We start from the raw sequence: 16,089 nt of genomic DNA on the forward strand, positions 1-16,089 counted from the left end.
CTCCGTGGCGAACGGCCCATGTATAGGGACCTGAATCGGGAATCGATGGAGCAATTACTTCCTCACCTTCCATTTCCTCACCCCCAACGCCTCCCAAGCGCACGCACTCGCACGACGGCAATCTCGCACCCAACAACAGACCTCGGAGATCCTGGGCCTTGGCGATCCCTCTGCCAGCGATGCTAGACTTGCTCAGCATCCTGCCAGGTCAATCCGTATATCACTCCCACCAGCGTATCCGCACTCATACGGGACACCCTGCTTCAATGCCGCCCTTTGTTGTCGCCTTTACCATGAGGTTCAGAGCCCTAGTATCTTACAGGTTTCACCTTGCGCAGTTCATACGCAAGGGAGTAAGCAACACCGAGACGGCCTTCTGAATCAATGTCACATAGGCGTCGATATCGTAGGCAATGGTGCCGTCGCCTCCGGCCACGGCGCGCACGCGATCTTCTGGTAGCGCCGCCTTACTCTGGCTGATCACGTAGTGAATCGTCTCTCCCGGTTGGACCGGCACACCGCGACGCTGGAGCTCTTTTGCCGCAATACTGGTCTGCGTCGCATGGCGATAGCGCTCCGGCGCTTGCGTCAACGTCTTCCCGATCGCCACCTCTTCAATCGACGCGCGCCCCTCGCGCAAATACCGGCAATAGTCCTCGGTCAATGCCTCGATCTCCGGAATTTGTCTCCGCAACTCCGCAATCGTCTGCCCCTGCCCCATCCGCTGCAACACCTCCGATTGAAACCGTTTCACAATGAGCGGGGCATCGGATCGCCGCACTTCGAGTCCGCGCACTTTCATTCGCCCGTTGTCGAACAGTCCGACGAACTGATTGTGTACCGGCATGCGCGGATTGACGCGCGACGGAAGAAAGCCGATCCACCGATACAGGCCTTCGACGACAATCGGCAATTCTGTTTGCGTACTGATGTCAGCGGCCAACCGGTCGTAGTCGTCTCGCCCGGCGCCCCGCTTCTGCAGCCAGAGCGAATCGACGATGGCGTGCAGAAAACGAAACCCCTGCGACTCGGCAATTTCTTTGGCGCGCAGCAGCACCTCGCGGCTATAGGCCGTGACCGCCTCATGCGCTTCGATTCTCCCGAAGCGCGCATTCTTGTACCCGAGGTAGCCGAATGACACGACCAGCAGCCACTTCAGCGCCGTCTGGCGCTGATCGATGATCTGCCGCATCGCGTCATCGGGCGTCGTCTTGAGCTGCTGTTTATACTGCGCCCGTTTGGCGAGGAGCGGAGCCAGCGTCCGGGGAATCAACCCCTGCGAGATCCGGCAGGTGTGATGGGCGATCTCCGGCACGCGCGCGGCTGGATCCTCCGCGCAACATCGGCAATTGACCGTCTCCGGCGACACATTGAAGCGGGTCATGATCGTGGGATACATCGAGGCGAAATCCAGCTCGCCGACGCCTTCGTGATAACCGGAGATCGGCGCATAGGTCAGTCCCCCCTGATCCGTCTCCAGAAACTCCACCCCGGTCTTGAATTCCTCCGCCTGCTGTTTGCGATAGGGAATGAGAACTCCCGCCCGATGGGCCTGCTCGAGTTGCATGGACGTAATCCCGGTCCCGGTGGTCGTGCGGGCCATCTGCTGAATCGGCACTTTCGTGACGCGCGATTGCTCGAACAGCCCGGCCAGGCCGGTCTCTGACAAGGCGAAGGAGTTCCGCCGATCGAGGTGGAGCCGGCCATAGAGCGTCCGCTCGCCGGCGTGAGCCAGCACCCGGCCGTACGACACATAGGAGCGCGGTGCGCGAGTGCCGATCGCATGAGCCGGATCACGATTCAAGCTCAGCGACATACGCATCTGCGCTGACATTCGCAACAGGCGAGGCAGAATGTAGGAGTCTCCCCAATCGGTCAGCAGGATATCCGGATCATGCCGCTGCAGCAGGGCCTCGACGGTCTGGAGAAATTCCGCCGGATCGTCTCCATTAAGAACTCGCTCCTCGCCCTCGACTCGGACCGCCAACTGGACCACCCCGCCATGATTCGGATTCGGAGAAGCCCCCTCCAAGAGAAACTCCATGATCCGGAGAGGCGGCAGACGATAATCCGTTTCCCAGGGCGACTCGCTCGCAGCAATGGTCCGCACGATCGCATCGGCCGTGATCTCGACTTCACAACGGCAAAGGGGAAAGAGTCCGCGATCATAGAAATAACGCTGCGGTAACCCGACATCGGCATGATAGAAATGCAGTTCTGGCACATCCTCCATGAGCCGTTTCACCGCCTCGCGGAATCTGGTCGGCTGCAGAATCGACACGTCGCAGACCGGAATCGTGTCAGCCGACCAGAGCTCACGGCGCTGGACGCGGTTCACCCGATAGGAGATTCGCCGGTCCGTGAGGAGGCGCCAGGCTGCGGCAAGATCAGTTGATGACCCGGCGAGATAGAACGACGGATGATAGGGATCGACCACACGGCAGCGGATTCCCTCGTCGCCGAGAATCCAGATCGCCATGCCATCGTAGACAGGATAGGCATCAAGGAGCCACCCCGTCAGGCGGCGGGAGAGAAGACCGGACATCATGATCGGCAACCGCCTGCGATAATCGTTGTAATTGTTTCTGTTGTTCCAGCATCATCGATAGCAACATCACCTCGAACGGTGTATCCCGAGCCAGATAGGCTCCGGCGGCAGAATGACGCCGCGCCGCCGCGAACAATTCATCCAACGCCTGCTGATCTTCCGCCCGCAACGCGCGCCGGTATCGCCGCCAGGAGGCGATCTCTTGCTGGACCAACTGCGTGAAGGTCGTCAGTGTCCGTCCCATGAACCTACCGGGACTCCAATACCGTCCTGGCGACCTCCCATACCTGGCCGGCCTCTCGGCCATCCGGCTCTTCCTCAAGCCTGATGATCCCCTGGCCCTGCGCCTCGCCGACACGAATGACACGATCCGCCTGGCCACAGAGTTGGTCGATGAACCGATGCCGTGACGGCATGACCGCCGGGATCGGAGGACAGAGGCACACGAGCACATACCCCCGTTGGGCCATCCGACGCAGGCGCTGCATCATTCGACTAGCCAGCCGCGCGGCTTCCTGAGACGGCACGGCCTCATCATAAAATGTTTCAAATAACCCGGAGACAACGGCGATTCTGGCCTGGTACCGCACCAGCGCCTCCTCCAGGCAATCCGACACCAACCGCTCCATTTGATGACACGTGAACGCGCGGGCGACATGGACCAGAGAGAGAATCTTCCGGGGAACCTGGCGACGCGCTCTGGCCAATCGCCCGATCACAAAGGGGTCGAACGTGTTGGCCCCGTCAAGGTACACCACCGGCTCTCCGGCCAACGCACGATCCGCAGCCGCATGCAACCCGAGTCGCAACACCAACGGGTGGCCATGCAATACCATCAAGCTGTGATCGGTGCGAAAAGGGATCGGCGCATGACGCAGCGTCAGGAGCCATTCACTGGATGCATCGGTTCGCTCCCGACACGTCAGGGGATTATCCACCCCATCAGGAAACAGCAATAGACTTGATGCGGTCGCCGACATTTCCCTCTCCCTTTCCGTTATCCACAACAGCCCGCATGAAATACCTGCCGCTGTCGATAGGCGTTCCAGCACGTCGCACAGAGCTCCACCGTCGAATGGGTGGCCGCATCGACACAGGCCATACGCGGCTCAACAAGCGCCCCACAATCTGCACAGGATCCGCTCACGACACGATCGACATTACGCTCTTGAACGACCATGGGACACCACCTTTGTGTTAGGGCGCACATTTCGATTGCAGACCGTCGACATATAGTCCTGCTCGGATCTTCCGCCCACCAGATTGCGCCACAACCTGATCGGCAACGGCTCAACTTTGGCGTGCCCGAGTTCCCATCGCACGTCCCGAAGCTGCCCGTTCAATGCATCAATCGTCTGCTCAAGAGAGACTAACCGTTCCGTCACCAACGTTCGTCCGCCTGTCAGCATGGTGCCCTCCTTGGTTGAACTAAATCGCACAGTGGCGAATCACGCCGATCAACAGTCCTTCGATATGGAAGTGATCGTTCGGCCCGACTATGATCGGCTGCATCGCCGCATTGGCCGGATGCAGTTCGATGTGAGTCTCTTTCTTGAAGTAGGTTTTGATCGTCGCGTCCTGATTCACCAATGCGACGACCGTCTGCCCGTTGCGCGCATGCGCCTGCTTGCGCACGATCACCAGATCGCCCGGCAGAATACCGTCATCTTTCATCGACTCCCCTTTCACGCGCAGCGCAAACGTATCACCCCCGCGCAACATGCTCGGCGGGACATCGATCAGATCGGATTGCGGCACGGGTTCAATCGGCGATCCGGCCGCCACGATTCCCGCCATGGGAATTTCCGCCCGGCGCTGAAGCTGCTCTAACGCCACACGCACCATCCCGGGAATTCGGCGCATTCCGGCTTCGTACCGCGCCACCGACACACGGGTCGTGCTCAACGCCTCAGCCAATTGCTGCTGCGTCAGCCCCAATCCTTCTCGAATCCGCTTCAGATCGTTTGATTTCATGATGTAACCAATGGTTACACAGAAGAATCATCGCTGTCAAGCGAGAAAATCGCCGCGCTTTCCTCAGAGATTCGAGCATCCTGTGCATAACTCCCGCGCCAATAGCAGCAATAGGCGTAGCTCGCCACAGGATTTCAGGCTCTAACCCAGGATTGGATGATTTCTCAGACAAGTCGGCGGAAAGGCCCAACATCTAGTGGTAGGCCGCCGTCATGATTCAATGACTAAAAACTAGGCAAGCTGTCAGCTGGATGGTGGATTCAAGCCTATCACGCGGCCAAGCGAACGTTGTGAACAGACTTATCCACAGAAGCTGGGGAGATCGAAAAGAAGGCAGAAATGTGAAGAGAACGATGCCGTCATTGGCGCGAAATCAGATGCACGGAACCGGCTTTGAATGCCGCTCGGACCGGTGCTCCGACAGTCAATCCCAGCTCTGTCAGCGCCGATCGCGTAATGACTGCGACGAGCGGAAACCCGCATTCGATCGTGACCCGCGCCAGGGCTCCGAGCGAGGCAATGGCACCCACGGTTCCCTGGAGATGATTCCGCGCACTGGTGAGCCCGGCGTCCGCCGGTTCGAGCGTCACATCCTCTGCCCTGATACAGACGAACACGTCGGAGCCAACATTCTCGGCGGCCACCGCCGTGAGAGAGATTTCTCCCACTCGCACCGTCGCCAGACCTTCATGCGCATCAACCAGCGTTCCCTGCACCACCGTTTCAACGCCGACCACTCTCGCAACGTCCGCATTGGCCGGACGGCTGAACACCTCCTGGGGCGTGCCCACTTGCAGAATCGTCCCCTCATGCATCACGGCCATGACATCGCCCAGCGTCAGCGCTTCGGCCCAATCATGCGTCACAATGATTGAGGGGAGTGCCAATTGCTTCAGGAGCCCTCTGAGTTCTCCACGCAGTTGTGCGCGAGTCGGCGCATCCAACGCGGAGAGCGGTTCATCCAGCAACAGCAACTGCGGCCGGGGCGCGACGGCGCGAGCCAGCGCCACACGCTGCTGCTGTCCGCCGGACAATTCGCGCGGCCTGGCTTCCTCCAATCCCGTCAGATGAAACAGCTCCACCATGTCCTGCACACGCTTCGTTCGTTCGACAGGCGTAAGCTCTCCCAATCCATAGGCAATGTTGCCGGCAACCGAATAATTGGGAAACAGCGCATAGTCCTGCGCCATATAACCGATATGCCGGTCCTGCGGCGATACTTTGACGTGCGATCCCGTATCCAGCCAGGTTCTTGAGACAAACTGTATCGTCCCTTCTTCGGGCCATTCCAGACCTGCCACAGAACGCAAAATCGTCGTCTTGCCGGACCCGGACGGCCCAAACAGGATCAACACCGTCGAGGACTCAACCGGATAGCGGAAGCTGGCACGAATAGACGTTCGCCCGGGAAAGGTCTTCGTCACCTCGACGATTATTTCTGCGGCCATACCGCCCAGACCTTTCGATTCATGGCATAGACCAACAACAGGACAAGATAGGAAATCACGAGGAGAAACGCGGCAGTCTTCGCCGCTCCGGCATAGTTCAGCGCCTGCACCTCATCATAGATATCGATCGAGACGGTACGCGTCACCCCTTCGATATTGCCGCCCACCATCAACACCACCCCGAACTCTCCCAAGGTATGGGCGAAACTCAAGACGGCGCCGGTAATAAGCCCCGCCGTCGAGAGCGGCAGAATGAGCTTGAAGAAGGTCTTCACCTTCGACAGCCCCAGGGTCCACGAGGCTTCGATCAATTTCCGATCGACCTGTTCGAACGCGGTGGCAAACGGCTGGACGGCAAACGGGAGGCTGTACAAGATCGACGCGAGGAGGAGACCTTCAAATGTGAACGGCAACGGGTGGCCGACAAGATCTGCATAGAACCGGCCGACGGGACTATGGGGACCGATGGCCACGAGGAGGTAAAATCCCAGCACGGTCGGCGGCAGAACCAGCGGCAGCGCGACGATCGATTCAACGACAAATTTCCATCGCCAGGTCGAATACGCCAGCCAATAGGCAATCGGTAATCCGATCACCAGCAACGCGCCAGCCGTCAGGCTCGCCAATTTGAAGGTGACCCAGATGGCGATCCAGTTCATCTGAGGGCAAGTCCTACTTGCATATAAACTGCATCCCCCAGCGCCGGCCGGTCGCTTCTCCCTCCTGCCCTTCCACGCTGGACATGCTGCCGTACCCCTGCACTTCACCTTCCTTCAGGACGACATAACCCGACGGACACTTCTTCTCCATCACCTTCAATGCGCCCTTCCGATGAGGGGACCCCATCGGCCCGCCGCGCTCTTCTTTGAAGAGGTAGGTCACCACGCCGCTCGTCGCCGTCTCTTTGACCATCGTGACCGCATCGGAACATCCGGTGATCGCACACAGTAGCGCGACAACCGCCGCCGCAGTGACCGCATTAGTTCGGCAACAGAAATCCATACCGCCTCATAATGTCCTGCCCTTGTGGGCCTTTCAAGAATTCCAAGAAGCGCCGGGCCGCTTCCTGATTCCTGGATTGTTTCAAAATCACCGCCCCTTGCTCCAACGGAGGATAGGCCTCGGCTGGAATCTCCCAATAGGCCCCTTTGCCGCTCATGGCCGGAGACAGCGCCAGAGACAGCGCGATGATCCCGATCTCACAGGCGCCGGATTCAATGAACTGCGCCGCCTGTGAAATATTCTCTCCCAGAATCAGCTTCTCTCTCACCGATTCATAGACGCGGGACGATTCCATCGCCGCCACCGCAGCACGACCATACGGGGCGTGCTTGGGATTGGCAATCGCAATCTTCTTGATGCCGGGCTCCCGCAGGACATCCAGCCCCTTGGACACATCCAGGCGCGACGCGGTACCAGCCCACAACACGATCCGTCCTACCGCGTATCGATAGAGCGATCCTGACACCGTAAGCCCGGCTTCCTCCAACTTCCTGGGGTACCCGATGTCGGCGGAAAAGTAGAGATCGAACGGCGCGCCGTTCTGAATCTGCGCATAAAAATTCCCCGACGAACCTAAGGAGAGTTTCACCTGATGCCCGGCAATCTTTTCATATTCAGCCACGAGATCTTTCATCGCAAAGTTTAAATCGGACGCCGCCGCAATCGTGATCTCCTCCGCGAACACACCGTTGACACCGGCCCCGATGCACAGGATGACAGTCAAAATGAAACGAATCATGACAGATCCCCCTAGAAAAATATTTGATATTGAACTCGAATCGCGTTCTCGATCAACGTCCTGGCATTCACATCCAACGGGACGGTTCCGGACGGGAACGTCGCCCCGACCGCCGGCAACGGCGCGCTGCGACCGACCGCAAATCCGCCCTGTCCCATCGCAATGTTGCTATAGGTCAACATGATCTGGTGATCGTAGGTCCCGCTGAGGAACCAGTTCAACGACACATTGACTTCCTTGATCAGATCTCCGCCCGACCTGGTATCCGGATCCCACCAGGCATAGCGGGCGGCCACTTCGACCTTCCGCGGAATCAGGTAGTAGCCGGATTGCACATACCAACCCGTCGCATTGCCGAACTGGCCGGGAGCAAAAACCGTGCAAGGCCCTCCCACGACGGCCGTCTGCATACAGGGCAACTCCTTGCTATGCCTGGTCACGTTTCTAAACCAGTATTCGGCCTGCAACGAGAAGCCACGGTACTTGAATGCAGAGTCGAGCGTCCAGGTGGAAAAGTCGACGACGCCCTGCCCCAACATGCGCCCGTTCCCGTATTGGGCAAGCGCACGGCGAACGGTCAGATTCGCCAGATCAATGCCGACAAAGGCATTATTGGTGCTGGTATCGATCGCCGGATTGTAGGCATACCCGCCACCGATGGCCATTTGAGGCGTTTCAGAATAGGCCAGATCGCCTTCCCCATACCCGGCCCGGCCCATGAGATTCGCCTGCAATCTTGCCACATACATCAGCTGATTCACGCTGGTCCGGAGATTTCCATTGAGGTTACGCTGATTAGGCTGACATCCGCCCGGGGACGGAAAGGGATTCCCGCCGGTTTGACCGCCAGGACAACCGACTGTCGGCTCCTCGCTGGAAAACTGCACGAACCGGTTCACTAGCGGGCCGGAGCCGTTAAACACCCCGAAGTAATAATTGACCGGATAGATCTCTTCATCGTTCATGATCGTGATGCCGACATCACGCCGGTTCAGACCGCTGGCGGTAAAGGCTTCCATCACCTGCGCCCGGCTCGCAAACTGCATCGAGGCGGTCGAATTGATCTGCGACCGGTTGAAATACACTTTGTATTGGCCCACCTGCACATTGAGCCAAGGAATGTGGGTACTCGTCACGTTGAGATCCAGCATTGTGATTGCCCCAGGCGCCTGAGCATTTTCAGCCGTTTCACCGGCTAACTGCATGTAGTACTTCAAATCGGGATTAAAGAGATGCCCCATGAAATAAATCCGCGCCGTTCTCAAATTGAACGTTGACGATTCATTAATTGATCGGCTCGCCCGATAGTCGCCGAACACTCCCAAGAGCTCAGGGTAATTTTTTGAGTCTCCGGACTCCCGATAGGCATCGTTTCTGTAGCGCTGCGTGAATCTGGTGGCAAACCGCCCGCGGATCTTGAGAAAGAAGTCGTTATCGTTCATCGAGAAGTTGAACCCGCGGTCGTACCAGGCCTTGAAGCTGGGCTGCAGCAGATAGGTCCGCTCTTGCGATTCCCTGACGACATTGTCGTACTCCTCCTGCGTGATCGTGCCCTGCTTGACGGCCCGCTGCAGCAGCAGCCTGGTGGCCGGATCCATGCTTTCGACAAACACATAGCGCCCGTCCTTTTCGACGAGCTTGCCGGCATCCGCCGCCCAAGCCGGGCTCATACACAGACCCAACAGCACCATATACCCAGCAACGAACCATCGAGCGCGATGAGACATGGCGATAATCTCCTCAAACAACACGAATAGAAGATAGAGGAAGAAAGACGGCGACAACGATGAAAATGATGGTTACGGCCCCGGAGACGAGCCGACTTTCGGCGCGTTCAAGAACGCGCGGTAGTCCAGCGCCGACAAGCCCTTCTGGTCGGCAGCCCAAAAGCGCCCCGGTTCAAAGTACAGCAGGTACTCGGCAGGCGGTGGCGGCGGGGTGGGATAGTTATAATCGTAGAGATCCGCCTTTCTCGTCGGGATCTGCACATGCACATATTCAAGCGTGAGATAGAGAGAAGACTCACGGACGGCCACCCATCCGCCGACGACATCGCGACGGACGCTGGGATTGAGACCCGGCGCCCGGAGTTCGAAATGCACGCGCTCGCTCGGTCCGGCGGCACGCAATCCTTCCGAGAGTCTTCCTGCCAATGCTTCCAGTTCATCCGGACGAAAGACCGGTTTGGGAGGATTCTCTTCCGCAAACCACCGTAGCGGCATGCGCTGCTTGGGCCGGAATGAAAACCCCTGCAAGATACTCGTCAGCTCTGCCGGCGTCAGTTGCACCGGATGCGAATACGCCGCTGCGTCAACGTCCTGTTGAAGTGCGACAACCACGCGTGCGTCCTCATGCACAACTTTGGTCGTGTAGGGCAGTCGCGCACAGGAAGCGGACAGCCCCACAACAACCCCACAGAGAACGATCCGACAGAAGATGAAGACTCGGTATCGGTGACGCATACATGCTCTCCGTTGATATAGAAAGAAGCCGCCAGTACCCTTATCCAATCGCCCACTCACGGGATAGAGACGCGCACCGGAGATTCAGGCGATTTCCCCGGTCCATACCCCAACCGTTTCAACACCGACTGCCCGTCCGGACTCGTGACAAACCGCAAAAACTCCTCGCAGAGCGGACGATCCTGGCAATATCTTTCCATTGAAATGGAATGAGGAATCGGCTTGTACAGACCGGTGGGAGGCGTGGCCACGACACGCACCCGTTGCGGAACTCGCGTGGCATCCTGACCGAACATGATGCCGACATCGGCCTGGCCACTCAGCACGTGATCGAGAATCCCGGCCTGATCGTTAGCGAGATCAATTCGTTTTCCTTCCGCGCTTTTCAGTCCCAACGCCGACAGCAACCGGTCGGTTTCCACGCCCAGTCGAGTCTTCTGATCGGCAATGGCAATCCGCACCGATGGCATACTCGCCAGGGCTTCAAACGATTCCGGCGCCTCGCTCAACGACTCCGGCGCCACGAGGACAAGACGTTCCGTCGCATAGAGGGCTTTCGCCTCCGGCAGCAGATAATATTTCTGCTCCATGCGGGTGATCACCTCATCCCCGCCCGGCGCCACAAGGTGAATCGGCCCTGAGCCGATGAAGGACTTGCCCCGATTCTCCATCGCGGCAACGGTCCGCCGAAGATCGAGCGACGTATCGACCGACAGCTGCACGCGCACATCCGGGTGACTCGCCTCGAACGCCCGGCCGAGGTGCGCCATGGCTTCCTGCACAGAGGGCGATGTGGCGATGACCATCACACGAGCCACCCCTGCATCTCCAACCGGCCCCCGCACGGGCGCACAACTCATGCTGACCGCGATACAGATCCCCAACATGGCAACGCGCATCCATCGAACGGTCATGCGATTTCCACACTCATCATTACAAAACCTGAAGCTTGCCCGTGTCCGTCGTGTCATACCCGCCGATGGCGGAGATCTCGGACCGGAAGGGACGGCTGGCCAACGTATCGAAGAGATGATTCAAAGATGGATGGCTGGAGAGATACGCTTTCGGCACCACCAGATCGTAACGCGCCGACTGCAACGGAATGAAGTCGAGGCCGTAGGATTGCGCGGCGGATCTGATGCCCACCCCCGCATCCGCCTGCCCTTCTGAGACCAGACGGGCGACATGGAGATGGGAGGCTGCCGTGCGGTTATATCCCTTGACCTGCGAACCGACGAAACCAGCGGCACGCAGCCGCTGATCGAGCAGCAGGCGTGCGCCTGCACCCTCTTCCCGATTGATCACCGTCACATCATCACGCACAAGATCGGCGATCGTTCGAACCTGCTTGGGATTGCCCGGACGTACGACCAATCCTTCTTCCCACGTCGCAAACGTAATCACCTCATACGAACTCACCTTCAAATGACGGCGGAGAAACGGCAAATTGCTTTCACCGGTTGAATCGTCTGTCAGATGAATGCCCGCCACATGCACCTCGCCCCGTTGTAAGGCCTGGAGCGCGGCGGTACTCCCCATCGTCCAACCGACCACGCTAGTCGAATCTTTCCGACGACGAAGATGCTCCCCCGCCAGAAAAATCGCCGGATCGCATCCCGCGACTGCAATTTCCTGCTCGATGGCGTGCCGGTCGCGCGAGAGCCGCACCTGCACCACTGACGCATCGGAACGTCCACGCCTAGTCGCATCCCTCGGCTCAAGAAACCCATCGGCCGCAACCGTATAACTCAACACTTCGCCGAGACCTGCTACAGGTCGCGCAAAATACTGCCCATTCACCTTCACGACCTTCACACGAGGCAGTGGGCCGGCAGAAGACGCCGGTCTCGGCACCTCAATCAATCTCGCTTCAATCACTTCACCGGCAGATTGCAGAGAGAACAGATCCTCAACCGATGTGTTCAGCACCCGCGCAAGTTGGAGCGCCACGACCGTGGTGGGGAGATACCGATTGGCTTCGATTGATGAAATGGCCTGACGAGTTACATCGGCCCGCGCCGCCAGCTCTCCCTGCGAGAGCCCTCTGGCAGTACGGACTTCTTTGAGTCGATTCAAACAAAAAGACGGAACATTGGGAGATGACTTTCGCTTCACCATGAAACAACAAATAGCAATTATGATTTACAATTGTCAATCATTGAATACATCAATCAACAAGAACATTAGACATATTTTGATGCGACAATATTCATTCAGAAAATATCAGCGAGCCAATAAATATATTGTTGACAATGTAACTCCATTTACTGTATTTAATCGCCATTCAATCTTGATCGGATTTAAGTACTTTAAGAATACGCCTGACTTTGCACCATGAATCTCAATGGAACTCCCCAAAATAACGCCGACGAACTTCTTCGGGATGCCCTCAAGGACATCCGGTTTGGGTCCATTGAAATCGTCATCCATGACTCGAAGATCGTTCAAATCGAACGGAAGGAAAAATTCCGTTTGAACCACACCTCCACCCAGACCTCACCAGTGAGACGCCCATGACCACTTCACATCGCTGTCGACGCTCACGCTAACCACCGGCCGTCCAGACAACTGGAGGCGCTTCACCGGCACATCCTTTATTCACGCAGCGAACTGACCGCACGATCGGAAGTTCCGACAAGACGAAGGGAAACGACATGAGAAGGCTCCGTTTGTTCACACGCACCATTCTGGGGGTCGCCTTGCTGGCCGGCGCGTCACCCGCGCTGGCTGTCGAGGAAGGCCAACTTGTGAAGAAAGAAGGCAAGTGGGAATACTATTCCGGCGAAGATCCGGGGTTGAAGTACCTTTATCTGAAGGGACTGATCACCCAGGAGGAGTACGACAAGGGCCTCAAGGTCATCGAGACGAAAGACCGCATCTCAAAACCGAATTTCAGCATCGACGTCAATAACGGATTGAACATCCGCGCTGGGGACAAGTTCCTTCTGAAGCTCCGGCTGCTCACCCAGGTTCGGTATACCCACAGTGCGTACAATGCGGCCTGGGGATCGATCGGAGATTCGAGAAATCCTGAAATTCTCGGCGGTCAGGTCGAGTATCGGGCCATCAGAAAGCAGAGCGATTCGAATCAATTTTCCATTCCCCGTGCCCGCCTCCAATTTTTGGGCTACGCCTTCGATCCCGATTTTCGGTACAATATTTCATGGGCCTTCGATCAGACCACTTGGGATCAAGAAGGAGGCAGCGGGCGCGCCGGATTGCTCGACGCGTATGTGTCCTCCTGGCATATCCCCTGGTTGACGGTTCAGGCCGGACAACAGCGGGTCTGGTTCAACCGCGCGTCGATCAGCTCCATTGCCACGTCCAGCTTCGCGGACAATCTGATCGTCCAAAACGCGTTCAATGCCAACCAGCAAGGCAGCCGGGACATCGGGGTCAGTATTTTGAGCGATGAGGATCAGTACAGATTCAACTACGCCATTGGAATCTGGGGCGGAGTCGGCGCCAATCTCTCGCGGGAAGGCACGAGCATCAGTCAGCGAGTGCTGCCCCCCACCGGCGGCGGCGGCCCCCCATCAGGAACGACTCGAACCTATAACTATGACACCCGTATTCTAACCGGCGAGATGATGTACACGTTTCGAGGACTGTTCAAACTCTCCGGCAACCCCGGATATGGACAAGGAGACATTCTCAACTCCCGCACGTTGCAGTCGGCGATTGCCTACGGCTATGCTTACAATCCTGCCCAAAACTACCTGAGCGCGATCCGATCCGACATTGTGGATCGCGCTTACCGCCAGCGCGTGACCAAGGCCATGAACGGCCGGCTCCTCGCCGGTGGTATTTACGACTTCCAAACCCATGAAGTGGACTTCATTGCCAAGTATCAAGGGTGGGCATTTCAGACTGAAGGCTACTTCCGGCACCAGCGGGTACGGAACAGCGACAGTGGAACCACTCCGTTTGACCTTGGCACCATCCCGGCGGCCCAATTTACCGGCCCTCCGGTGGCGTTGGGACAAGCCTGGGGCTGGTATGCGCAGGTGGGGAAATACATCATCCCACGAAAGCTCGAGGTTGCAGTCCGGTATGGATTCATGGATCCCTCAACCAAGCAGAAACAGGATCTGGTCAAAGAATTCGGGACCGCCATCAGCTACAGTTTCGACGGCACATATAATAACCGTCTGATCATCGATTACTCGAATATCCAGCTGGGAAGCGGCGGACGGGCGCCGGATCGATTCCCCTTCGAGAGCCAACCTGGCTTCGGGCAGCAGCTGCTCGAAAACCGGATCAATGTGCAGTATCAATTCTTTTTCTAGAACCATGATGAACGCTAGCAGGACACATAGGAGGTACTCCATGACACGCCGAAGCATACTATTGAGAAGTGTGTTGTTCCTCGGTGTAGTAGGCATAACAGGTTGGACCGCACCGCCCGTGCAGGCGCAACCCGAAACACTCACCATCGCTGCCGCCAACAGCGTCAAGGATGCGCTACGGAAAGCGTTACCGCTGTTTGAGGCCCAGCATCCGGAGATCAACGTGCGGGTCATCTATGGCCCGTCGCAAACCCTCCGGAAGCAAATTGAAGAGGGCGCGCCGGTCGACGTCTTCTTACCGTCGCTGGTTGAGGAAATTGAGCAATTGGAAAAGAAAGGCCTCGTCATTCAGGGCACCAAGCGTGTCTACGCCGCCACATCGCTGGTATTGATCACCGGCACCACGCTTCCTGCGCCAATCGCCTCGATTCAGGACCTGCGCACCGTCCCCATCCGGCGAATTGCAATCGGTGACCCCAAAACCTCGTCGGTGGGAAAAGTCGCCGTTCAGTTCCTAAAATACAGCAAGCTCGAACCGGAGCTGAAGTCGCAATTCGTATACGGAGAACACTCGCAAGCCGTGCTGAACCTGGTCGCCAACGGTGAAGCAGAGATCGGCGTGGTCTATCGGACTGACGCCATAGCAGATGAACACGTCCGGATTCTCGACACGGCGCCGGAAGGCTCCCACACGCCGATCCGATATGGCGTAGCCGTTGTCTGGACCGCCAAAAACGTGTCCGGAGCGGGAGACTTCATCCAGTTCCTGCTAACGCCTCAGGTTCAATCTCAATTCAAGGACCATGGGTTCGACCAAGCGGTGCGCGAAGTCGGCCTTGCTCAGCGACAGGAGGGACGATAATGAATCACTCTCAGCAACATATGACACGGACGTCTGCATGGCCGCTTGGCGGGCTATTTCTCTTCGTCGGATTATCCATCGTGACTGGTTGCGCCAGCCAGCCAGCCGCGCCATCGAAGGCCATCTATGCGTCAGGGTTGAACACAGTCCGGTTGGAGCAGGATCCCGACTCGACCTCCAATACTCACCCCGCGACGCTGACCCCGACTGAGGTCGGCACCTTACTCCGGGGGGTACGCGCATCGGAACAACGGAACGCCATTCACCAAATATTTGCCGGTCAAGCCGATTGGACCAGGGCATTCCGCAACGAGGAGATTTTCGTATTGGCGCCGGCACTATCAAAGGCGCTGGCACAGGCTGGTCCGACCGAACGGGTGTACTTTCACTTGAGTCATGCCACGGATCAAGGGGATGAGGAAACCACCACTGGCTGGCTCTCCATCCAAGGCCCGATTCTGCGCTTGACCATCAGCGGCGTGCATGACCGGCACAGCCCCGGTCCGGATATCAGCAAATACGACCGGCAGCTCCCGAACGTGCCGGAAGCCTCGGCCTTGCACGATGTCACATTTGAGCCGGGAGAATTCTTGGCCAAGACGAGCTCGAAGTTCCGTTTTTGGGCGCCGGATCAACGGGAAGAACTGCACATTCGTTTCCGAGAAGCCCTTGCAGCCCTTCCCGTCTATCCAGGACTGGAACAGGGACGTCAGCTACGTCCGTAAGCAGTATATGCACCCGCCGGGAGCAGAGAGAATCTGCTCC

17 protein-coding genes are annotated in these 16,089 nt (G+C 57.8%); 3 read left to right on the forward strand and 14 right to left on the reverse strand.

Annotation, left to right across the window (positions count from 1 at the left end; all coding sequences use genetic code 11):
* Positions 1–325: 325 nt before the first annotated feature.
* The 14 genes from Q7U39_09325 to Q7U39_09390 form a co-directional block, all read right to left on the reverse strand.
* Positions 326–2,548: a DNA polymerase domain-containing protein gene (locus tag Q7U39_09325; protein ID MDO9118145.1), complete on the reverse strand. Its 2,223-nt coding sequence runs from the start codon at positions 2,546–2,548 to the stop codon at positions 326–328.
* Positions 2,502–2,792 carry a hypothetical protein gene (locus Q7U39_09330; protein MDO9118146.1) on the reverse strand — a complete coding sequence of 97 codons (291 nt, stop codon included), beginning with the start codon at positions 2,790–2,792 and terminating at the stop codon, positions 2,502–2,504. Before Q7U39_09330 ends, Q7U39_09325 begins: the two co-directional genes overlap by 47 nt.
* Positions 2,793–2,796: 4 nt before the next feature.
* Positions 2,797–3,528, reverse strand: coding sequence for a hypothetical protein (locus Q7U39_09335; protein ID MDO9118147.1), 732 nt, complete (start codon positions 3,526–3,528; stop codon positions 2,797–2,799).
* A 17-nt stretch (positions 3,529–3,545) separates the two neighbouring features.
* A complete protein-coding gene (locus Q7U39_09340) occupies positions 3,546–3,728 on the reverse strand; it encodes a hypothetical protein (protein MDO9118148.1) in 183 nt (60 codons plus the stop codon).
* Positions 3,709–3,957 carry a hypothetical protein gene (locus Q7U39_09345; GenBank protein ID MDO9118149.1) on the reverse strand — a complete coding sequence of 83 codons (249 nt, stop codon included), beginning with the start codon at positions 3,955–3,957 and terminating at the stop codon, positions 3,709–3,711. The genes Q7U39_09340 and Q7U39_09345 overlap by 20 nt, the downstream gene beginning before the upstream one ends.
* Positions 3,958–3,976: 19 nt before the next feature.
* The gene (lexA, locus tag Q7U39_09350; protein MDO9118150.1) at positions 3,977–4,522 is read right to left on the reverse strand and encodes a transcriptional repressor LexA; all 546 of its coding nucleotides are present in this window, start codon (positions 4,520–4,522) and stop codon (positions 3,977–3,979) included.
* Positions 4,523–4,881: 359 nt separating this feature from the next.
* The gene (locus tag Q7U39_09355; protein MDO9118151.1) at positions 4,882–5,970 is read right to left on the reverse strand and encodes an ABC transporter ATP-binding protein; all 1,089 of its coding nucleotides are present in this window, start codon (positions 5,968–5,970) and stop codon (positions 4,882–4,884) included.
* On the reverse strand, positions 5,955–6,629 hold the full coding sequence (gene modB / locus Q7U39_09360) for a molybdate ABC transporter permease subunit (GenBank protein ID MDO9118152.1): 675 nt from the start codon (positions 6,627–6,629) through the stop codon (positions 5,955–5,957). Before modB ends, Q7U39_09355 begins: the two co-directional genes overlap by 16 nt.
* A gap of 13 nt (positions 6,630–6,642) precedes the next feature.
* A complete protein-coding gene (locus Q7U39_09365) occupies positions 6,643–6,972 on the reverse strand; it encodes a hypothetical protein (GenBank protein ID MDO9118153.1) in 330 nt (109 codons plus the stop codon).
* Positions 6,950–7,711, reverse strand: coding sequence for a molybdate ABC transporter substrate-binding protein (modA, locus tag Q7U39_09370; protein MDO9118154.1), 762 nt, complete (start codon positions 7,709–7,711; stop codon positions 6,950–6,952). Before modA (Q7U39_09370) ends, Q7U39_09365 begins: the two co-directional genes overlap by 23 nt.
* 11 nt (positions 7,712–7,722) lie before the next feature.
* Positions 7,723–9,438 (reverse strand): hypothetical protein, encoded by a 1,716-nt coding sequence (locus Q7U39_09375; protein MDO9118155.1) that lies wholly within the window; start codon positions 9,436–9,438, stop codon positions 7,723–7,725.
* 72 nt (positions 9,439–9,510) lie between these two features.
* Positions 9,511–10,173 carry a hypothetical protein gene (locus tag Q7U39_09380; protein ID MDO9118156.1) on the reverse strand — a complete coding sequence of 221 codons (663 nt, stop codon included), beginning with the start codon at positions 10,171–10,173 and terminating at the stop codon, positions 9,511–9,513.
* 56 nt (positions 10,174–10,229) lie between these two features.
* Positions 10,230–11,087, reverse strand: coding sequence for a substrate-binding domain-containing protein (locus tag Q7U39_09385; GenBank protein ID MDO9118157.1), 858 nt, complete (start codon positions 11,085–11,087; stop codon positions 10,230–10,232).
* 19 nt (positions 11,088–11,106) lie between these two features.
* Positions 11,107–12,249: a substrate-binding domain-containing protein gene (locus tag Q7U39_09390; protein MDO9118158.1), complete on the reverse strand. Its 1,143-nt coding sequence runs from the start codon at positions 12,247–12,249 to the stop codon at positions 11,107–11,109.
* Between the two features lie 578 nt (positions 12,250–12,827).
* Here Q7U39_09390 and Q7U39_09395 point away from each other — a divergent pair.
* The 3 genes from Q7U39_09395 (at position 12,828) to Q7U39_09405 (ending at position 16,049) form a co-directional block, all read left to right on the forward strand.
* A complete protein-coding gene (locus tag Q7U39_09395) occupies positions 12,828–14,462 on the forward strand; it encodes a hypothetical protein (GenBank protein MDO9118159.1) in 1,635 nt (544 codons plus the stop codon).
* Between the two features lie 118 nt (positions 14,463–14,580).
* Positions 14,581–15,324: a molybdate ABC transporter substrate-binding protein gene (gene modA / locus Q7U39_09400; protein MDO9118160.1), complete on the forward strand. Its 744-nt coding sequence runs from the start codon at positions 14,581–14,583 to the stop codon at positions 15,322–15,324.
* Positions 15,324–16,049 (forward strand): hypothetical protein, encoded by a 726-nt coding sequence (locus Q7U39_09405; protein MDO9118161.1) that lies wholly within the window; start codon positions 15,324–15,326, stop codon positions 16,047–16,049. Before modA (Q7U39_09400) ends, Q7U39_09405 begins: the two co-directional genes overlap by 1 nt.
* The last annotated feature ends 40 nt before the right edge of the window (positions 16,050–16,089 follow it).

Source organism: Nitrospira sp., assembly GCA_030653545.1.
GTDB lineage: Bacteria > Nitrospirota > Nitrospiria > Nitrospirales > Nitrospiraceae > Nitrospira_D.